This window comes from Pandoraea pnomenusa, assembly GCF_000767615.3.
Taxonomy (GTDB): domain Bacteria; phylum Pseudomonadota; class Gammaproteobacteria; order Burkholderiales; family Burkholderiaceae; genus Pandoraea; species Pandoraea pnomenusa.
Genome location: NZ_CP009553.3, coordinates 3559568 through 3580550 on the forward strand (window position 1 = coordinate 3559568; position 20983 = coordinate 3580550).

Here is a 20983-nt window from a genome sequence, read left to right on the forward strand (position 1 = left end):
GGTGGGTCAGATTTACTTCGGCGATACGCCGGAAGGTGGGTCAGATTTAAACCGGCGTTGACATTTATGGAGCAACGCCGCGCCATGATGCAGACGTGGGCAGGTCACCTTGTGAAAGACGCGAAAAAGGGCGATTTGGTCAAGAGCCTAGTCGGAAGCCAAGCATTCAGCAATCTGGCACGTCACGTACTGATCGCGATGCGGGTTGAGCTTCCCAACTACGACGAAGACGGCCCTTCCGTGGGCGTCTTGATTCGCGCCAAAACCAATATCGGAAAGACGGGGGGCGGACGCCTCTACGAAATCCATCCGGCATGGGTAAATGACCGAGACGGCCGAGAGATCGACACAAGCCGCCTCATTTGGCACAGCAAGGTACTACCCGCCTCGCCCTCGGATCTTCGCGAGTGGGCGGCAAGCAAGAAGAACGAACTGGCCTCCAGTCCACGTAACAGGGCACAGGAGTTCTTGATGCGGCTGTTGGTGGACGGGCCGGTGCCAGTCCGAGAAATCAATTCTCTCGCAGAGGATGATGGCATCACGCCAAAGATGCTGCGAAGTGCCAAGGAAAAATTGGGCGTGGTCTCGGAAAGGGTGAGCAACGGACGAGGGGACGTTTGGCACGAGTGGGCATTGCCCGCAGATGCGATTGGAGATCCTGCTCGCCCGCTCGACGCTGATCCCGAGGAACTTGGGCAACTTGGGCAACTTGGGCAACCGGGGCAATCTCAAGAAACGTATGAGCTTGGCGACCCGAGTGCAATGCAGAAACTTTTTGACAGCTATATGGCGAAGAACGGAAAGCCTTGGTGAGATGATCTGAGCACACATTGCCTAGCCAGTTCCTCCGTCGAACTGTGGGAGTCGTCTAGCTGGGCATAAGCAGCCTCAAATCGCGCAACTCAGTTCGGCCATCCATTTGGACGCCCCGCTCAAGACATTGAGTCGTTACAGTTCGACGTCCGTTTGGGACGATTTTAGCTCTGAACTGAACAGGGTGGCTGGCTGAGTTCACAAACTGGCCGCTCGACTCGCACTAGTCGATGAGCACGTGAACTCGGGGGCGAACTGCGTGATTAGCCACGGCACCGCAGCACCAAGGAACGCAGCGACCGCAAGAAAGAAGTCGAGGCGGTATTCCCCCTCGCCATACGTGTATCGCTTGTTTGGCCTCTTTTGCGGCAATTCGATCCAGCGGCGCTCAACTGGTTGTAAATCAGGGAGAAGAGTACGCACGGCATTGACTGTGCGTACTAACTGCTTTACGGCGTCGGGGTTGATGGTCGCCTTATGCTCATGTGCAAGACGATTGCGAATTGAGTTGACCTCCTTCGCGACGGAGGCGAAAGATAAAGGCAAGCCCAAAGCTACCGAAATAGACAGCTTTCCGCTGAAGTCGCGAGGTTCCCGAACAAATGGAGCGATGTCGGCCGTGCGCTTTATGCTGAGATAGAAGTCGAGCATCTGCTCGACCTGAAGGTGGAGACGCAAGATACACCCAATATCATCTTCCGTTTCTGCGGCGAGAATCAGGATATCTCCGTCGAGAAGAGTGCCTAAATCGAAATTGACAGTGGTTGGTGCATTGTTCATTGTTGTTCTCAAAGAGGGATGACCGCTTCTGCCCTTGCCTACCGCTATCAGTCATCACCCATTAAATAATACGAGCAAAATTACACCGAGGAAGATCGCAATGTGCAACTTATCAAACGCTCTTAACTTACCCTTCCCCAAGAATCGGTATCCACGACCATTGGGAATTACACGGTAGCGAGTTATCGGCATGAGCGGAATGGCAAAAAACACAAAATAATAGGTTGCCATATATGACCCGTCAGGCTTTGGGTCAGTTCTTCCATAAAGAGTTACCCCGATTCCATTTATTGTATATAAAGACGGGGCACTCTTGATCGGCTCAAGATCTCCAAAATTATCTTGATTTCCTTGAGCGACAATCAGATTGTCGTTAATTTTCTTTCTGAGGCTTGCATCCGTCGCCAACCCCAAGGCCTTATTCAGAAGGGAAATGCAAATCGCCCATTTTGAAGTTTCATTTCCGAAAGCGATCGCACACTGCATCACACCTGCGGCAATTATGTCCTGACCTTCACGGTACGTCAGCGAATCAGCCTTAAGAGATGCGGCCTTCAGGAGGGACATCCCCTCGATCAACAAACGATCTCCATCACTGTTCGCCGTATTCGGATTTTGATCAACACCCTTCAATACAGTTTCAACAAGATTCCTGACAGGATTAATCGCATCTGCTTCATTTCGGCGTTGCTGAATATCCGCAAGTGCTTCCGAATCTTCCCTCACCCGATCAGAAACATCTGGCACTTCGGAAAAAAGTTCTTGGAGTAGGCTCGTGAGTCGCTGAGACTGCTTCAGTATGCCGTGGTCATTGAAGATGTCAATCGCGAGGCTGCGAATGGACCATGCCAGCTTTCGGCTCGGATCGTGATCAATGCCGCGAGCTTTGAAGCTAACTTGAATGGGTTGTGCGACCTTATCCCAATTGCGTGCAACGGCCTCGAGCTTGTCCACATACGGTTTGACGGCAGCCTCGCCAGAGCCCGCCGAACCACGAGCAATTTCGATAAGCTTGTGAAGATTTTCAGCTTCTGCCTGAAGGAAACCTTGGGTTTCCACCTCATAGCTGTCAACAAGTTCATCAAGCAACTCAGGCGCGTGGTTCTCGCCACCAGCCGTAACCCGATCGACAACGTCCGTCATGACCTGGACCAGCGCCGTTGTCGGCAACCTATCAAGCGCGCCTTTGATGACGCTGCAGTAGTACCGCTTGCGTTCTGCAAGTTCGGCTTCGATCTGATCGATTGCTCGTACTTCCGGGAAGCCGGAGACTGCGCGATCTTCATTGATATCCCGCAGAACATCTTCGGGATCAAGGTTATCGGCGAGGTACGCGACTTCCTGTATGAAACCAGCCAAGTCCGCCGCATCGTGTTCGTCGTCCACCTGCCCGAACGCAGCAGCCAGCAGATTCAGATGAGCGAGCGTAGGCAGACCCGATTCTCGCCTTACGGCCATTGGATTGCTAAGCAAGCTTTCGAGCAACTGGGTTGCTTTCCGTGGAGAAACGCCGGGAAGCCATGCGATCTCCGCGCTCAGTCTGTTTCGCGGATTTGTCAGGTCGGAACGCGCCTTCTGGCAAACGTCGTGATCCAGCTCCAAAGACAACTCTTCCGCTACCGCGACTATACGCCTGCGGTCGTCGCGGGTCGTTACGCCTAATATGGCAAAAGGCGACACATGCAGAGTTGTCTTCATTTGGAAGTTACATCCCCAGTCTGCGAAATCTTGGTCAGAATGTCTTTTTGATAGGCATACCACGCAGCCACACACTGCTTGTCACTGCAATGCTTCTCCCTGTAGTTCCACTGCTTGCGGGTTCTGTCTGCAAATGCTTGCTTATCGTAAGCGGCAGTTTTCGCCTGTTGATAAATACCGGCCAACTCCACATCGGCCGCGGCTAACTCAGGGTCGTGACAGATCAGGTATTCAGGAATTGAGCGCGCTTTCGTGCAATCAAAACTTGTGGGATATGTGGTACCGATACTTTCAGGCGTTGCAGAAGCCGCGTTAACGCTGGCATTAGCGTCAGGCTGAATCCCTCTCGCAACTCCGGTTGTGGTCGGCGCTGGGGCGAAGCGCATCATCCCTTCGGCGCGAAGCTGATTTCGGTACGGCTCGATATCTCGTCGAGCACTTTCCAGCGCACCATTTCGATAGCGGAAACTCCCACAACGGCTGTTGTAATCTGCCACCATTGCATTGAACCTATCCACGTCGTCGCTGCTGTAATTGTTGAGTGCAGATTTCGCACCGTCCATGCGGATGTTCTCTGCCTGGCAATATTGAATTTGCTCCGTCGAAAGGACGAGGTCTTGTCCGATCGGGGGTGTTGATTCAGTCGGACGCGACGGCACCTGCTGCAGTTCCGAAGGAGGCGAATAACTGGGCGTCGCCGTCTGCGCAGGGGGCGCGTATGTGGGAGCCGGTGCTGGGGCGGTCTTATAAAGCAGGCCGATGAGCGCGAGCACCCCGATCACAGTTGAAACTCCAATCATCCATTTCCCACTGGATGAACCGCCTCCGGATTGTTTCGCCGGTGTGTAAGGCTCCTGCTGTGCGGATTGCGACTTGGGAGATGTTGGTTGAGAATCCGGACGTCTAGCTTCCGACGCGGTCTCAGGTGAGCCAGCGGTCACCCTCTCTGCCGCATGCGGAAACGTTGTATCCACGTCGGATACGAGTTCATTCAGTCCCGCGAAGCCCTTACCTTGCTTCTTCTTATCGTTTTCGTCCACTGCCACGAGTCTCCTAAACGAACCCGATTCGATGGGTTGTTGTGTCACCTTGGCTATCACGCACGGGGGTTTGTTCGAGCGCAGCGAGAAGACTGGCTTGATCCAAGTAATCCTTGCCGGAGCGGGCTGCGAGACGAGCACCTTCGCGTACGACAAAGGTGACATCAGACAAGGGTCTGCCCGCAAGCTCCTTTGCCAGAGGTTTGGAATCCACACACGACTTCTTCGGCAAAGAGGAAAGCAGCTTTTCTAGTAGTGCCTGCACTTCGACTTCACTGGCGAAGTCCACCTTGATGACGTGATCGAAGCGTCCACGGCGCTGGATGGCCGGGTCGATCATTTCGATACGGTTCGTCATGGCGATGATCAACACGTCTCGCTGCACCGCCTCCGGAATGCGGCGCAAAAACTCGGCTACTTCCTCGACACGGTGATGGCCTGACCCCATCTCGCGATCGGCAAGGAACGCTTCCATCTCGTCGATCACGAGGACTGAGGGGGCGTTCGCCATCGCCTTGTCAAACACCTGCGCGACCTTCTTGCTGGTTTCGTGGATATAGGGACTGGCGACGCTGGACGCGTCGATCTGGAAACTCGGCCAGCCAAGGAAGTCCACCAACCGGTCGACAGCGAAGGTTTTGCCGCAGCCCGGAGGGCCGTGAAGAATCACCGCTGACGGAAACTCTATGCCAAGCGCCTTGTAGCGGTCGCGGTGCAGGATGATGTCTACGACGTGCTCGTTGAAGAAGGACGCGAGTTCCGGACGACCGGCCAACTCGAACACCTTGTTCGGCTCTGGCGCGGTGCGTCTGACTTCGATCTCTTCGTCGGCAGGTGACGCATCGGTTTTCTCGGGCGGAGTCCCGGTCTTGCGTTCGAGCGGAATCATCTCCCCGACCTCGAAGCCTGCCGCCTGCACGACATCCTTCAAGTGAATCGCGCCGAGCCAGCTCATAGTCTGGTGTAGGCGTCGAAAAGAGGTCGCCGGAATACTTGTGCCGCCCGTCAGCCAGTAGCCGAGTACGACGTCGTCGCCAGTTCTGGAACTGATGCTATAGGTCGGCAACAAGCGGGTGATTTTCTCGACGTAGATCGCATCTTGAAGTGGCGATTCCGCATCGATGTTGCGCGTCGCTTTCAGTCCCAAAGCAAAGGACAGCGCCTCAGATTTGCTGTTCGGAGACTTTCCTTCGCTGACCGGGCAAAGTGTCTGGCTTGGCGCGCAGGAAATCGCCCGAAGCGGGAGGTCGCCGAACTGGAAGACGTCCAGCACCATTTCGTCGATCAAGCCCGAACCCAGCCAGTGCTGCACCAGAGACTCTTGTGCCACCAGCGCGCGACCACCACCCATCGTCTCGTAAATCTGCCAGTCCGCACCTTCGAACAGCGCGATACGCACCTTCGCGCCATCCGGCAACTTGAACCCGACAGGCAGCCATGAGTCCAAGGCCATGATCAGCTCCGCACGATGTTCGCGCCCGCCATCATGTCGCCCTCGCCCGCGGAACCGATGCGGATAGAATCGAGATGGGCGACGGCAGTACGCAGTTTGTCGATGTCGTTAGCTTTTAGCGCCTCGGTACCGACGGCGACCAACTGCGCGTGCTCGCGCTGGTCGGCGAAGAGATAGATGCCCTGTGCCAACCACTTGAAGCGATCGATCACGAACCAGTCCTGACGCCACAGAATCATGAAGTTGCGCCCGCGCAGATCGTCCAAGTACGATTCAAAGTCACCGCTTGGATTTGGAATAGCGCGCTGTGCCGTTTTCACCAAATTGTCGAACGACGTGACCTCGGTCGGGCGCGCGTGCTGACGCACATTTTTTTCAAAGAAGTCGACAGTCCTGTCCAACTCAAGCTGGCGGATATCTTTCAGATTCTCTTTGCGGGTCAGCGCCAACAGGCGCTTGGCCTCCTGAACGTTGTCCATAGCCTGCTTGGCTGTTTCAGGATCAGTCTCGCCAGATTCGATCCTGCTCGCCTGCTCCAACTTCTCACGGGCCTGTTCCAGACGCGAATCGCCCACCTTGGATGCCATTTCTTCGAGACGCTCCAACGTATGTTCCGACTGCTCCTGAATGTTCCTGGCCTGACTGGTGTAGTCGATCTTGCCTTCCTGACTGGAGTAGTAGTTGCGCCCGCTCTGAAACGAACCACTGATAGACGGCACCGAGACTTCCAACTGGATGTTGCCGGAGTCGAGCACTTCAAACTCACAAATCAGTTCTGCGCCAGCGGTGATAACGCCGTCGTCGAAGTCCGACCCCCTGATCTCGAACATGCCGATGAAGCGGTTGTCGTTGATGGAGTCGGAGATTTCGCCCTCCCACAGCTTGAACTTGAGCGAACCGGCGCTTCCAGCCTTGAGCGACTCGCCGGCCTTGAAGGTTTTCTTGCCCTTCTTCGGCAATTGGTCGCCTTCGCGAACAAGGTAGTCGAGCACCAAGCGCCCGCCGACCTTATCACGGACTTCGACGCTGATGGAGTGGGACGCGGGAATCGCATCAATACTGGCGGCGGTGCGGGCGATAACGATCTTGTCTTCGCGCAAGGCAACGGGTGCGCCGTTCGAGTCGAACACGAACACTTTGAACACGTTATCGCCGGGCTTGGTCAGGCTGAGTTCAATGCTCGCACCATCCTTCAGCGCGACGCGCCCAGACGACCAGCCTGTGTCGAGACAATCGATCTGGAGCTCGATGCCGGCAGGAGCTCGCGACAGCTTGGCGACGATCTTGGCCTTGGGCTCTGGCGTGCGGGCAATGTAGTTAAACGAAAGGTCGAGCGCGCCACCGGCGCTGAGTGCACCACGGGAACTCTTGCGCCCACGACTCTGCGAGGTCCAGTCGATGGACTCGGCAAAGACCGCAGCACCCTCAGCGACCGCCGTCATCGGGTTCACGTCGGTGGACGCCGCAATACCAAGCTCGAAGGCGACCTTGTCGCGCAAGTTTTTGTATTGAGCTGGGCCGCCGACAAAGACCAGCCGCTCCACGTCATGAGGGCTCAATCCTGCCTTTTCGAGACTCTCTCGGGTGGCCTGAATGGTTTCATCAACTTTTGATGCAATCAAACCGTCATACTGGTTTCGGTCGATGGGAATATCGAGGTAAATCTCCTCGCCAGCCAAGTCACGCGCACCAAGCTCGTTTTCAGCAAGGCTGATAACAGCCCCATCGTTCTGTGACAACTCGATTTTTGCTTTTTCAGCAGCCCAGGTCGCAATGGTACGCAGCGACTTGTAATGCGGATCGGATGCGAGGTCTTCTGGCAAGTCAAAGTTATCAAGCAACCACGGCTTGACGACGTTATCAAAAAGGATTCGGTCAAAATCTCGGCCGCCGCACATGGCTATACCGCCGTGTGCCAACAGATTTACTCGGCCAGAGATGCTCTCAGCAATGGCAACATCTAACGTTCCACCACCAATGTCGTACACAATAAAAATGCCGTCGTTCTTTCGCTGGCGCATGACGCTCATCACGGCTGCGACTGGCTCCTGCATCAGAGCAACGCGCCCAAGGCCAGCCATATCGGCAGCAGACATCGTGGAGTCCTTCTGCATTTGGTTAAACGCGGCCGGAACCGTGATGACCGTGCCTGTATCGCCATCAGCGCGGATTTCTTCCGGCAAGTACCCGAACAGTGCGCGCAGCACCTCGGCGGAGCATTCTTCCGGCGTCATGGTGAGGTTAACTGCGGGCATCTTCACCGGCGTGCTGGTGCCCATGAGCCGCTTGAATAACGTCGCGGCATTGTCCGGGTTGCGTGCAGCATTGTTGTACGCACGAGAGCCGACGTACTTGTTCCCACGACGATCAATAAAGATGGCTGACGGTGTGACGTCGTACTGTTCCGGGCTTTTATACAGGCGAATGGACTCGCCATCGAAGGAGCAAATGGCACTATTGGTCGTGCCGAGATCGATCCCGACGTATTTCATGCGTCCACCTTTTTCAACATCACGGTCCCCTCTTTACGCAAGCCATCCCGCCCCATGATGATTGGCTCTAACATTTGATCCACGATCAAGGTATCTTCCGCGCCGAAATCGCCCAGATTTAGGGCAGAGGCAGCCATGCCGGGGTCGTAGGGTTGCCCTTCTACATTGACCAATTTGAGGTCGTTGGCGTCAAGGATTTCGTCAACCTTCTTCTGGAAGTAGCGAAGTTGGTTCAGGTAGCGGCCAGACTCGCCAGCATCAAGTTTGCTGACTACTCGCGCAAAAACGCGGGAAAACCGCCAGCCTTCTACGGCCATGTCGATTAACGACTGTTCTGCTTGGTTATCCTCGCCCCGTGTCACCGAAATCCCCTATTTAATGGCTTCTGCCGTTGCTCAGCGGGTATAAGCCCTTGAAAAGGCTATCTAACACCCTGCTCTGGATGTGCTATCAATCGATCGACATCCTGTCGAGCACCCGCCCGGGTTGCTTAGGTAGATCGTTCCGCCCAAAACCTTCATGTGTTGGCCACTACGCCAGGCCGTTCTTATATGGCACCGCGACATTTCATTTTCGTAATATTACCCGATCCAAGGTCCAGTGCGACTGGCAGTAAGTCAGCGAACGTACGTTCAGCGAGCGGTCGAAGTCCTGCGCCTCCCTCGCGCAGAAAAATCAGGCCCATCAATGACATAAAGAATTCGTTGCTGGCGTAGCCGGAGCTGGCTCATGGCATCTGTTGTTGGACCGTGCTTAGATTTTATCGTGGCGCACTGGCTCCAGCTTGTTATCAGGTCTTCTATCGTGATGTAGTTCTTTTCATCGATATATCACCTCATTGAGCATACCGCCGGAATGCCTGGGCAACGCCGTTTGCCCTGAACCCTCTTGAGGCTGATCCATGAACCATTCGCTTTCCTGTCCACGCTGTAATTCGTCACGCATCGCCACGCGCGACTACGCCCGCAAAGCCGGTGGTGCGGTCGGTACCGTCGCCGGTGCTGCCGGGAGTGCCGCCGCAGCGTTTGGCGGTGCCGAAGCTGGCGCGGCGCTCGGCATGATCGCCGGACCAGTCGGCTCGATCTTCGGCGGCCGGGCTGGTGGAATCCTCGGTGCACTGTTCGGCGGCGCTGCCGGGTGTGCAGCAGGCTCCGCTGTCGGAGAACAGATCGACGAACGCGTGCTCGACAACTACGCCTGTCTGGAATGCGGTCACACGTTCAGCAAGCCGTCCGCAACCTGACACCCCCCCGCTCTTTCGCTTCTCCCCTCGTCCACTCAATGCCTACAGCCCTGATGGGCTGTAGGCATTTTTGCGTTCTGTTTCTCTCACTCATTTAAATCAGGAGTACATCATGCATCTGGTGCAATCCATGGCATTCGTCGGAGACACCCCGTGGCACGGCCTCGGCAACCAGCTCGCCCCCAACCAGCCCATCGAAGTCTGGAAGAAGCAATGCGGCATGGACTGGAGCATCGAGGAAGCCGAAGTCCGTTTCGTCTCCGGTATGGCAGGCTCATCCCTCGGCTCGATCCACGCATTTCCCGAACAGAAGGTGCTTTACCGCAGCGACACAAAGTTGCCGCTCTCCGTCGTCTCATCGCGCTATCAGGTAGTACAGCCGGAATCCATTTTGGAGTTTTATCGCGATTTGACGGAGGTCGGCGGGTTCGAACTGGAAACTGCCGTGACCTGCCCCCTTCGGTAGGGCCAAGGGGCTTCTAGCAAAGTCCCATTCAAACATGCTCCTGAACGGCAGGAACGGCCGCTGTTGCCCGTTGCTTGGCCGCGAATTCGGCCGGCGATTGGTAGTTCAATGCGCTATGTGGCCGCGCCTCGTTGTAATCCTGGCGCCATGCCGCGATGACCACCCGGGCTTGGGCGAGCGTCGTGAACCAGTGCTCGTTGAGGCACTCGTCGCGGAATTTGCCGTTAAACGACTCGATATAGGCATTCTGCGTCGGCTTGCCCGCCTGAATCAGTTTCAAGGTGACGCCGTTGGCGTAGGCCCACTGGTCGAGCGCGCGGCTCGTGAATTCCGGCCCCTGGTCCGTGCGTAACGCCTTGGGATATCCCCTGAAGCGAGCCGCCCGGTCCAACATACGCGCCACGTACAGACCCGAGATGCCGTGGTCCACGACGATGTCGACGGCTTCCTTGGTGAAGTCATCGACGATGGTCAGGCACTTCAGACGGCGTCCATTTGACAATGCATCCATCACGAAATCAATCGACCATACCTCGTTTGGCGCGCTCGGCAAGGCGAGTTGCTCGCGCTCGACCATCACGCCGTGGCGCCGGCGGCGACGCCGCACGGCCAGTCCAGCCTCGCGATACAGCCGGTGCACGCGCTTATGGTTCGCGTGAGTTCCTTCGCGCTCGAGCAGCGCGTGTAGCCGCCGATAACCGAAGCGGCGACGCTCGTGCGCCAGCGCCACCAGACGCGCCGTGAGCGCCTCATTCTCGTGGTCCGGCTGCACTTCGTAATGCAGTACGCTGCGGGAAAGCCCGACAAGCCGGCAGGCGCGACGCTCGGAGATATTGACCTTCTGCCGAATCGCCGCGACCGCCTCGCGTTTGGCCTGTGGGCTCAGGGCTTTCCCTTTACGACCACCTTCAACGCTTCCATGTCGAGCATCGCTTCGGCCAACAGCTTCTTGAGCCGCGCGTTCTCCGCCTCCAGGTCCTTCAGCCGACGAGCCTCCGAGACCTCCATGCCGCCAAACTTCGCACGCCATGTGTAGAACGATCCATCACTGAAACCATACTTTCTGCACAGTTCCTTGACCGGCAGACCCGCCTCGGCCTCCTTCAGGAAACCAATAATCTGCTCTTCCGTAAAGCGCTTCTTCATGTCCGTCTTCCTCTCTGAAAACGGACTTTACTAGATTGCCGGTGGCCCGGTTTATCGGGGGCAGGTCAGGTCACTCATCAAGCTGGAGTAGAGCCATCGGGCGGCCTCGGATGGCGATGGTAAGCCGCCTGCCGCTAACAGATCGGTCCACTGTTGCGCCAAGGTCGAGGCGATCAAGTTGACGAACTTTGCCTCGCCTTCGGGCAGCAACTCTGACACACCATTCTGTAGCATATGGCTGAGAGATGCATGCGCATGTAGGTTGTCGTTGAGATCGATCGTCAGAGGCGTTTTCTCCGCCAAGACTATCGGGGCGATCTTTTGCAGGGCTGCGGCGAAAGGTAGGCGACCTGCCGCCCAGATGGCGACGCGCCGAACCAACCATGTAACCGAAGTGTCAGTCGCAAGCTTGACGAGCTGTGGTGCGAAGCTTTCGTCCCGAGTCCGCATCGCGATGAAGCACTTCCATAACGCAACGTCAGGTGAGGCGAACTCGCGTGCCAAATCATTGGTCGACGTTGGTCCGCATGCGGTAATGGCCTGAGCGAGATGCGGGACTACTTTGGAATCCGTTTCGACGGCATATTGACACCGCAGTGCCTCCGCCGCGAGCCGGGAGCGACGGCGAGCGAGCCCCGCGGCGGAGGCACTTCGGATCGACGAGTCACCGTGCCTAATGCCTTGCACGAGGAGATCGGTAACCTCGGGCCAAGGAGCTTCCGCAACTGCGATAAGGCTGGGTAGCAGGAGCTTAGGTGTCAGCGAGGTGCCTGATGGCGAGGCCAACTCCCCACTCAATATCGGCACGCCGGCGGCGAACGGTTGCTTCGCAAAAAGTAGTACAAACAAACTGTTCCAGAAGCCGGCTAACGGGTCCACTGGTAAATCTGCCAGACGACTCCGTAGTGCCCCAAAATCTACATTAAGGTAAAGAAGCACCGTGAGTGCCGCTTGACGATTGGAGAGCGGCGCCGAAGGATTAAACAAAAGCGCCTCATATCGCCCGACATCGTAAGCTGTTGGTGCGAAGGCTGGCCCCAGAAGAGCGTAGTCTAGCGGGATAGGTCCAGGTGCCAGGGGATCGACCAAGGCCTCAAATCCCGGGTGACCGATATAGATGAGAACCCGCCAAGCTGCGGCTTTGAGCTCGGTATCGCCGCCCTCTGCTTTGATGATGTCGACGCAGAACGGACGTAGCTGACGCCGCGCCGTCCAGATGAGGGATCCAATCAGGCCGAATCCGAGCGATCGAGTCGCGATCATTACCGAAGGTGACTCTTTGGGCAGCGCCGCTAGAATTTCTAAGACATCTTCTTCGCCGTCGACCTTCAATTTCACGCCGCTCCAAGGGGCGTTGCGACGAGTTTCGTCATCTGTTGAACGGGAGAAGATTTCGAAGGCAAGCATAAGCGCGGCGCGCCCGCCGTCACGCAACAGGACCGGCAACAGCAGGCGCTGGATGTCCTCAGGTTGGGACTTTGCGAAAGCTACTATCTCGGGTACAGACGCTCTGCGTCCATCGCGGGCGGCAATCAAAAGCCATGTCAATCCCTGCCGACGCTCCTCGGCGTTTGCCCCTTGGCTTACGGTAAATACGATGAGGTCGTGAAATCGAAGAGGATTCAGCGTGAGGATCGCTTCGACCACGGGGCGTGCCCATTCATGGTCGCTGAAGTAGCGAGAACGCTGCTCGGCCAGGATGTCCATGAAAAGGCTATCTACGCCTTCCGGAGCACACTCCGGCAGAATGGATCGAAGGAGATAAAAATCCGAAATGCGCTCGGGACGTGCTGCGACCGCAACGATCTCTTCCGCAGTGACCAGCGCCCGCCGCGTCACATAGCCAGCGAGACTACGCCACGCTCCCCCTTGCAGGAACGTTTCTCGAGCAAGGAAATCGGCTTCAGCGGTGCGGTCCGCTTTGCCGAGATGGAATATCCTGGCGGCGGTGTCGCCCTCTCCGGCATACCACTGCGCCAAGGCGTCGTGGGCGCTCTGCCGCACGGCTGGCGCAATGCCAGACTCCAACCCAGCACGAACGGTTTCATGCATCTCCAGAAGGCCTTCGGCCTCCGTCCGGAGCAGCCCGAGACTAACGAGCGCCTTGATAGCAGCGCCAACATTTTCATTTGGGAAAGCCGCTTCGGCGTCGCTTCGTCTAAATGGAAGAGCAAAGCAGACAAGCCGTTCTGCCGCAGACCTGACACCGGCTGCGAGCTGATCGAAACGGCTTTGCTCAGCAGCAGATACCATATCTTCCGGTGGCCTACTCGCGATAGCGAGCATCGCCTGAAGCGACGGTTGACGGGCAAGAGCCTCAGCCAGCTGCGCGTAGAGACCAGCTGGCCGGCCAACGGTGACCCGGTTGAATATTTCCCACAGCGTTTGTCTGTCAGCGTCGACGTGATAGTGGCCTACGAGGCTTACAAACTCATCCCAGCGGAAACCGCGCATATTGATGGCGAGGATGCCTGCGCTTTCGGTTTCCACGGGACTTAGCGCGCCGAAACTGCTCTGCTGGCCAAATACCACGAGGCGGCACGAACCAGGCGTTAAGGCGCGGGCAAACCGCCCAAGGTCGCGGCCGAACTGGGCGCTGGCCGCTCCTTCGGTCAGATCCAGCAGCAACTGCACCGGCCGAGGCAGGCCACTGCATATTTCCGCCAGGCGGTCGATCACTGTCTCATCGGCAGGCTTGCTTTCCACCGCGAGACCGAACAGTTCAGGAATCCCCCTTCTTAAAAGGTGGAATGAGACCCCGGACATAACGTCGCGAAACGCCGCGTCCGCCCGCACACGGACGTAGATGGGAAGTCGACAGGGATCGTGGTCCCCTAGCGCGGAGGCTGCCTGAGCCGCAAGCGTTGTCTTGCCAGACCCGGAGATACCAATCACCTCGATGACCGTGGCAGTTCCGGGCTTGACCAATTTATCGGTCAGATCCGGTCGCAAGACTCCGCCTGCTGGCAGATCAGGCGGCTCGGACGCAGCACTCATTTGCGGCCAAGCGCTGCGGAGCTGTGCTTCGAAACCCCGCCGGTCAATCGTTTCTTCAGGCCGCTTGGCGATGTCGTTGATAAAGGATCGGAAATTACCGAACAGGTTGTGTTCCACGACATCGGCAGGCAACCCATACTCACGTTGCAACCTGTCACGAAAGCGCTGACCTACCTCAGCCTCAGACCCATAATCATCCAGAATTTCGATCCGTGCGAGTACACCTGGAAGCTGCTGGTCGATACGGACAACCTGCTCCTGGTAGCGACGCACAACTTCGGCGCTGACATTTGCAGCGCCCAATATCTTGCTGTATGCGGCAATCAGAAGACCGCGCGCTTCATCTGCAACATTTGGCGGGTTTTTGAAGACCCATTTAAGAACGGATCGACGCTTCGTACTGGAGAGTTCATCGAGTATCTTCGCACGAGCCACTCGATGAACCGTCGACCAATAGAGGTCGGCCTCGCGGTTCGCCGCTGCGCTACCGGCTTCAACAAGACGTCGAACCTGCGGATCTACCGTGTCGCCCAAAATCCAAGCCTGCTGGCTGGTAGCTGTCGCGAGCTGGTCTAAGGTGTTTGGCAGGAGTTCCGCCGCAACTTCGGAAAGCCGCCACGGCTGTTTCTTGAGGGTGCCTTGACCTGTTGCGCGCGGCTTCTTGACCTGTACGTGCCGGCGACGTTCAAGGCAATTTTCAAACCAAATCAAGTCCAGATCATCCTGGCCTTCGGGGCGCGCACGTGCGTCACCAGGATGCTGGTCAAAGTGATCGAACAATTGGTCGAGTATTACGATTGCCTGGTAGTCGAAGCCGCTGATTGCAATCCGTCCGCCGGACATTTTTCCCCGTGGCATTGAAGTCAAAGTCCTTTTTAAGATTGTTTTAGTGAACGAACGCTGTTCGTGCTGCACGAGCCTTGGATTGATGTGCATGTCCAACATCGCTGACCTTGAAGCATAGCGCTGTTACGCTGAACATAGGTATCGTCTGGCGGCGGCAGGAGTAACGCCCGGACCGGCAAAGAAAGCCGTCGTCAAGGGAGCAGTGGCAAATAAGATCGCTGCGAGGCTAGTGGGCGATGCCGACAATGTCGGCAATGCGCCACATTGCTGACTGAGAATCCGATCTGCTCCAATGTCAGCTGAGGGTGGCGTGCTGCCGATCGCGGTCTTTCGGGACTCGGCGCAAGCTCTCGTTGTTCCATAGACTAATCATCCACGGCGAACTAGTTACGTTCTTGTATTTTATTTATTTGCTTTCTGGGCAGCGTGAGATGGCTTCGGTTTTTTCGAAAGTCCAAAGTGATTAAATAACATTCGATATTTGTATTCGCTCGGCCCGCGATGAAACCAAGCCCTCAGCATGTCAGAATCCAAGCCGATACGATAAAGTAGTAGCGCATGATACAGATCGAGTAGAAGTGTGGTGATATCACGAAGCCGTGCGCTAAATTCCGCATACGCACCACCCCTGTCTCCACCAAAATGTGAAATGTCGTTTCTTCTTTTCGCACATTCTTTGCTAAATTCACGTAGCCCACCCAAATCAAAATCAAGAGGAAGCTCGCTAAAAAGCTCAAAAAGTCGCTCCTCTAGAGAGGGCTCACCAGCATTTTTTAGTTTTTTTGAAAGCCAATTCCTATCCTTCTCTAGGCTTATTTGACCAATGATGCGATCGATCTTTTCTTGCAGCGGGGATCGCTCACTTGCCCTTGGCTGCGCTGTTCTTCGATGTAGAGACTCTAGACCCCAAATGAGGTTGGTAAAGCGATTCTCGACGAATAGCGTCGATTGTCGGCGTGTGCCAAGATACAGATGCAAACCCGGACCGAAATCGTCGCTCCCTCGTTTAAGTGCGTTGTAAAGTGTACCAAAGGCACCACTCACCCTTGTCCACGATGTCCAACAGTCGAGCAGTTTCAACCGTGGAAGCTCTTCGAAGCTGCGACCAAAATAATACTTACATGATCCGTCTCGACCATTTATACGTGGCCACGGAAGGTTCACGCGATGTCCAGTTAAAAGTGTAAAGAGGTTCTCGACATGTTGTACTTCGTCTCGATAATATTCAAGCTCAAGCGACTTTGTATTTTTAATCTCTAACAGCGTGAACTGTTTAATATCCAAGGTGCGAACACTTGCGATGGGAACCGAGAAAGAAGGGGATGCTCGATGATACACGGTGAGACGCACGTCATCTACCTTAAATGACTGTGCTCGAGGCATTTTGACAGAGACTTTGTACATTCGGCGCCCGTTCGATATAACAATGCCGTCGTTACCAAACCACTCAGCCAAGCCTGAGACGTCCAACGTCATAGTGCGGAATCGATGAATTTTTGCTGGACGAAACGACTCTTTAGAAAAGAGGCAATCTAGCGCGCGAAATGCCTCAATTGATATTCCCGAGTTTGCGATCGTGCTACCGTTCCGCTGCAGCCGGCCGAGAACGACGTGCCCTTTTCCTCCGGTCAAAATACCGTGAATAGTAAGATTTTCGTTTAAAATTTCACTTGGTTTGAACACCGTAGTGAAAGCTTCGGGACCAGGCGTTAATAACCCAAGTAACTGTAGTTCAGTCACACCTGATGCATTGACAGTTAGATGGCCGGCTATCGAAGCCGATGGCGCGACGAATCCATCAGGGACAACTGTCCCCCCCCACCAGAAGATACCCTGTGAATCAAGGAGATTACTCACTCTCTATCCTTTATGGATTTTTGACTAACCACTATATCGGCCTTCTGCAGCTGATCTTGAGTATTCAAACTTGTGCTCGCGTTTGTCCAGATGGCATACATATCGAATACGCTTGCCGCTGACGTTGATCTATGAAAAGGGACGAAAGACCGTTGTAATCATTGGAAGGGGCGGCGGGCGAGTAATTGATGAACGGCGGCTATGGGTCGGAGGACTAAACCGCTCGCGCGGTAGGGGGTTCCGGCCGGCGCAGGTGGTTCATGGGAGGGCCATCGCGCGGTTCCGTATGTCGGCGAATGAGGCAATCCGCCTCGTTCTTCGACAGGAGCCGAATCATGGCCCCCTCACAGTTAAATGCCAGTCCACTGCGCCAGCGCATGACCGACCACATGCGCACGTGCCATGCTTCGCCGCAGACGCAGGGCGCCTATCCGAAGTACCGCCTTCCTGACAGTTTGTCGTCCTCGTCGCTTTCGGTAGGAGCCTGCGTCACCTTGCTCATGTACAGACCGATGACCTTACGCAGCGATTCACGCTTTTCCTCATCGTCGCGGTGTAGATAACCTACGGCTACGCCCCATTTGTTCTTGTAGGAATGCGCATAGCGATTGCCGTTGTCGTAGTCGCCCCAGCCACGCGTGAGCGCTACCCAGTACGCTCCCAACTCATCGCAAGCCGTTACGTGGTCACGACGACTGACCGAAACGAAAACGACCAGATGTAGGTGATGATTTTCATCGCCGTTACCACCGCTCTCCTGCCGCCATATCAGACCATGAATCTCAAAGAGGATTCCACGAGTCGCATCCTTGATACGCTGAAACAATTTACGACGAAGTATCTGCATCGTTTCAAAGTTTACATCGTCACGTAGATATTTCTTGATAACCAGCGTGATGAATAGGATTTGATAGCTCTTACGGCGATCAAGCATCTCCAACTCAAAATTCAAGTTCTTGACACTGCACCTATCGAAGCGTTGCTTCTTGCGTCTCCGGGTATTGGAATCATCGTCTCTATCGAGCCAATATTTCTTCGTCCTATCAGACATGGTTGACCTCATTGGTTGTTATGCCAATTGATCAATTCATGCGATAAGAAATTATTTTTCTTTCTATATCGAATATTTATTCTATTTTTAGTTATCGTCTAAAACCTATTACATAGGGACCGCAATTTATGGCAAGCCATTGCGCGCATAAACGAACGATGTTTTACAGTGAAGGATTGTGAAACTGCATGGTCTAGGCAGTTTTTTCCTCCTCCAAATATGCAACTGGAAAAGGTGAGCCATACCTGCTGCCCACGCTTGACTTCGTGTCTGACGTGCGCAGCGAAAACCAATGCGCTCCAGTACAATCTCGCAGCAGTTTCGCGTAAGCCCGATCATGCGGCATGGCGCGAAGCTGGCCGGGGCTGTTCCCCGGCCATGCCATTCCTGTTGGGAGACACAATCACATGTGCGATGATCGCGACCAAGCACATCGCGAGGCCTCATGGAGCGAGGCTTGGCGTTTGGCAGCTAACGATTTGGGGCTTGATCCGGATGACGAAGATCCCGGAGTACTCGATCTTATTTGGGACGAAACCGAGAAGCTGATGAAGAATTGGGGAATTCCGCTACCGAAATCGGTATCGGGAGGGGAAGCCGCATAAAGCGGCAGGATGCCTTGGATCCGGGATTTCCTGCAATGGTCGATTCCGCACGCTTCGCCAAGACAGCAAATAGTAGCGGATACGCAACACTTCACAGCTAGCCAGTATCAGAAGGGGTAACTTTCGGGGTAACTAACAACCTCGAACGGAATCCAAGCCAATCTGGACAAGGCTTAGCGGGCGAAATTCAATTGACGCCGGCCCACCAAACACCTGGCCGTCAGACGAAAGACGGTTGCAAATCGCGATTGAAAACGGGCCTTCGGGCCCGTTTTCATTTCAGCGCCGGGCCCGTCAACACTCGACGCGAAGGTCCGCATTCACGGCGCTTGTCGTCGCCAGCGCTTGCCGACGGCGCGCAAGGCGCCCCCCGTGCGCTCATGGCTTCACGTCGTGGCAGAATGGGTACACCGCGCCCCTGCCCGCCATCGGAGTCGACCCGATCGTGAATCCGGCCCCGCCCACCCCACGTCCTGCCATTCCCCGCACCGTCTGGGCGCTCGGCTTCGTCAGTCTGTTCATGGACTTGTCGTCCGAGCTGATCCATGCGCTTTTGCCGATCTATCTGGTGACGACCATGGGCATGAGCGTGGCCGCTCTCGGTGTCCTGGAAGGCGCCGCGGAAGCCACCGCGATGATCGTCAAAGTCTTCTCGGGCGCGATCAGCGATTGGCTGGGCCGCCGAAAGGGGCTGCTGCTCCTCGGCTACGGCCTCGCCGCCGTTTCCAAGCCCCTCTTCCCCCTCGCCGGAACGCCAGCCATCGTCGTCACCGCGCGCTTGCTCGACCGCGTCGGCAAAGGCATCCGCGGTGCGCCGCGCGACGCCCTGGTCGCGGACGTCGCCCCCGCCGAGATCCGCGGTGCCTGCTTCGGACTACGCCAGTCCATGGACACCGTCGGCGCCTTTCTCGGCCCGCTCCTGGCGATCGGACTGATGGTCTGGTTCGCCGATCACATCCGCGCCGTCCTGTGGTTCGCCGTGATCCCGGCATTCATCGCCGTCGCCCTCATCCTGTTCGGCGTCAGCGAACACGACCACGCGCCGGAGACGCGCCGATTTCGCTCGCCGCTTCGCTGGCAGGCGCTTGGCGAATTTTCCGCACATTACTGGTTCGTCGTGGCAATCGGGGCCATCTTCACGCTCGCGCGATTCAGCGAGGCATTTCTTATCCTGCGCGCCCAGCAGACCGGACTCGACCTCGCGCTGATCCCGTCGGTCATGGTCGTGATGAGCCTCGCCTACGCCGCCTCCGCCTATCCGGTCGGCATCCTCTCCGACAGGATCGACCGACGGGGCCTGCTCGCCTGTGGCCTCGTACTGCTCATCGTGGCCGATCTGCTGCTCGGGGCGTCCACATCAATCGCGGCCATGTTCGTCGGCGTCGCGGTGTGGGGGCTTCATATGGGATTCACGCAAGGCATTTTGGCGGCAATGATCGCGCAGACCTCGCCTGCCTCGCTGCGCGGCACGGCATTTGGCGTCTTCAATCTGGCCAGCGGCCTGTGCATGCTGCTGGCGAGCGCGATCGCCGGTGTGTTGTGGGATCGATTCGGCGCGCCGACGATGTTCTTCACCGGCGCGGGGCTCGTCATTTTGCCCCTCGTCATGTGCTGGTTTGTTCCTCACGAACCCGTGCCGACCGCCGAGGCGCAACCGTAGGCCCGCGGCGCCGTGACGGGTGCGACCGTCCCCCGAGCCCGGCGCCCGGCCCGTCCGGAAGTCTTGGACCGTGCGGTTCAGTGCGCCTTTGCTGCCGCCCGCTGACGAAACACCAGCAAGCTGGTCAGAATGAATGCCAGCAAGGTGAGCGAGGCCGAATAACGGCTCAACTCGAGTCCGCCGGCGCTGACCGGTTTGTCGAGAAAATCCCCCACCACGGCCCCCAGCGGACGCGTCAGAATGAATGCCGCCCAGAACAGGAAGGTGCGCGACAGACGCGTCCAGAAGTATGCGGCCACCAGCATCAGCAGCAACGCGCCGAACACCATCGCCGCGCCGGTATATCCCAGCCCGGCCGTGTCCGCCGTCCAGTCGCCCAGCGCCGTGCCCAGCGTCTGGGAGAACATGATCGTGACCCAGTAGAATGCCTCCGCCCGCGGCGTGGTGATCGAACTCACCGACACGGAACCCGTCGTCCGGTACCAGAGCCAAAGCGACGCCCCCAGCAACGCCAGGAGAATCGCCGATCCGCCAGCGTAACCGATGCCCAACGACCGGTCGGCAAAGTCCGCCAGTGTCGTCCCCACCGTCGTCGTCGCAATGATCGTGGCCCAGTACAGCAGCGGATGAAACGCCCTCGCCCGGATCTGCGCGGTCACGGCAACCGCGAATATCACGGCGAAGATCGCGGTCCCCACCAGATAACCCAGATTCATCGACATGGAGACGGCGTCGCCGCCCGTCTCCCCCAGGGTGGTCGCAGCAATTTTGATCACCCAGAATACGAGCGTTACCTCGGGCACCTTGCTCAGCGCGTGCTGGTTGCTTTCCGTCAT

Annotated in this window: 15 protein-coding genes and 1 pseudogene; 5 read left to right on the forward strand and 11 right to left on the reverse strand. The window is 56.6% G+C overall.

Annotated features, from left to right (window positions below; translation table 11 throughout):
• Nucleotides 1–66 precede the first annotated feature (66 nt).
• Entirely contained in the window at nt 67–813 is a 747-nt protein-coding gene (locus tag LV28_RS39985; protein ID WP_038620621.1) for a hypothetical protein, read from the forward strand.
• Nucleotides 814–1011: 198 nt separating this feature from the next.
• On the opposite strand, the gene LV28_RS39990 is transcribed toward LV28_RS39985, so the two are convergent.
• Genes LV28_RS39990 through LV28_RS40010 form a run of 6 tightly spaced genes read right to left on the reverse strand, consistent with a single transcriptional unit; the run spans nt 1012 to nt 8593 of the window.
• Nucleotides 1012–1593 carry a hypothetical protein gene (locus LV28_RS39990; RefSeq protein ID WP_048806582.1) on the reverse strand — a complete coding sequence of 194 codons (582 nt, stop codon included), beginning with the start codon at nt 1591–1593 and terminating at the stop codon, nt 1012–1014.
• Between the two features lie 54 nt (nt 1594–1647).
• Entirely contained in the window at nt 1648–3291 is a 1644-nt protein-coding gene (locus LV28_RS49170) for a hypothetical protein (RefSeq protein WP_218026219.1), read from the reverse strand.
• Complete coding sequence (locus tag LV28_RS49540; RefSeq protein WP_306629260.1) at nt 3288–4337, reverse strand: lysozyme inhibitor LprI family protein; 1050 nt, start codon at nt 4335–4337, stop codon at nt 3288–3290. The genes LV28_RS49170 and LV28_RS49540 overlap by 4 nt, the downstream gene beginning before the upstream one ends.
• Nucleotides 4338–4344: 7 nt before the next feature.
• Entirely contained in the window at nt 4345–5784 is a 1440-nt protein-coding gene (locus tag LV28_RS40000; RefSeq protein WP_038620615.1) for an ATP-binding protein, read from the reverse strand.
• A gap of 2 nt (nt 5785–5786) precedes the next feature.
• A complete protein-coding gene (locus LV28_RS40005; RefSeq protein WP_038620611.1) occupies nt 5787–8276 on the reverse strand; it encodes an Hsp70 family protein in 2490 nt (829 codons plus the stop codon).
• Nucleotides 8273–8593, reverse strand: coding sequence for a hypothetical protein (locus tag LV28_RS40010; RefSeq protein WP_048806884.1), 321 nt, complete (start codon nt 8591–8593; stop codon nt 8273–8275). Before LV28_RS40010 ends, LV28_RS40005 begins: the two co-directional genes overlap by 4 nt.
• 584 nt (nt 8594–9177) lie before the next feature.
• On the opposite strand from LV28_RS40010, the gene LV28_RS40015 reads away from it, so the two are divergent.
• Nucleotides 9178–9519, forward strand: coding sequence for a hypothetical protein (locus tag LV28_RS40015; RefSeq protein WP_038620605.1), 342 nt, complete (start codon nt 9178–9180; stop codon nt 9517–9519).
• 112 nt (nt 9520–9631) lie between these two features.
• Nucleotides 9632–9964: pseudogene (locus LV28_RS40020) on the forward strand (DUF932 domain-containing protein); the annotation flags it as partial.
• A gap of 49 nt (nt 9965–10013) precedes the next feature.
• Here LV28_RS40020 and LV28_RS40025 read toward each other — a convergent pair.
• The 4 genes from LV28_RS40025 to LV28_RS40050 all read right to left on the reverse strand — a co-directional run bounded on the left by LV28_RS40025 (nt 10014) and on the right by LV28_RS40050 (nt 17882).
• A protein-coding gene (locus LV28_RS40025) for an IS3 family transposase (RefSeq protein WP_115344501.1) occupies nt 10014–11131 on the reverse strand; the annotation gives its coding sequence in 2 pieces (ribosomal slippage) (nt 10014–10885 and nt 10885–11131; 1119 coding nt in all).
• Nucleotides 11132–11182: 51 nt separating this feature from the next.
• Nucleotides 11183–15073, reverse strand: a complete 3891-nt coding sequence (locus LV28_RS40035; RefSeq protein ID WP_147291622.1) for an ATP-binding protein — start codon at nt 15071–15073, stop codon at nt 11183–11185.
• Nucleotides 15074–15376: 303 nt separating this feature from the next.
• Nucleotides 15377–16831 (reverse strand): ApeA N-terminal domain 1-containing protein, encoded by a 1455-nt coding sequence (locus LV28_RS48805; protein ID WP_147291621.1) that lies wholly within the window; start codon nt 16829–16831, stop codon nt 15377–15379.
• Between the two features lie 427 nt (nt 16832–17258).
• Complete coding sequence (locus LV28_RS40050) at nt 17259–17882, reverse strand: hypothetical protein (RefSeq protein WP_069106839.1); 624 nt, start codon at nt 17880–17882, stop codon at nt 17259–17261.
• A 344-nt stretch (nt 17883–18226) separates the two neighbouring features.
• Between LV28_RS40050 and LV28_RS48810 the strand changes: the two genes are divergently transcribed.
• Together LV28_RS48810 and LV28_RS40055 are read left to right on the forward strand one after the other, a co-directional pair.
• On the forward strand, nt 18227–18487 hold the full coding sequence (locus tag LV28_RS48810; RefSeq protein ID WP_147291620.1) for a hypothetical protein: 261 nt from the start codon (nt 18227–18229) through the stop codon (nt 18485–18487).
• Between the two features lie 445 nt (nt 18488–18932).
• Nucleotides 18933–20147 (forward strand): MFS transporter, encoded by a 1215-nt coding sequence (locus tag LV28_RS40055; protein ID WP_081326907.1) that lies wholly within the window; start codon nt 18933–18935, stop codon nt 20145–20147.
• Nucleotides 20148–20224: 77 nt separating this feature from the next.
• Here LV28_RS40055 and LV28_RS40060 read toward each other — a convergent pair whose 3' ends face one another.
• On the reverse strand, nt 20225–20983 hold the full coding sequence (locus LV28_RS40060) for a COG4705 family protein (RefSeq protein WP_023596790.1): 759 nt from the start codon (nt 20981–20983) through the stop codon (nt 20225–20227).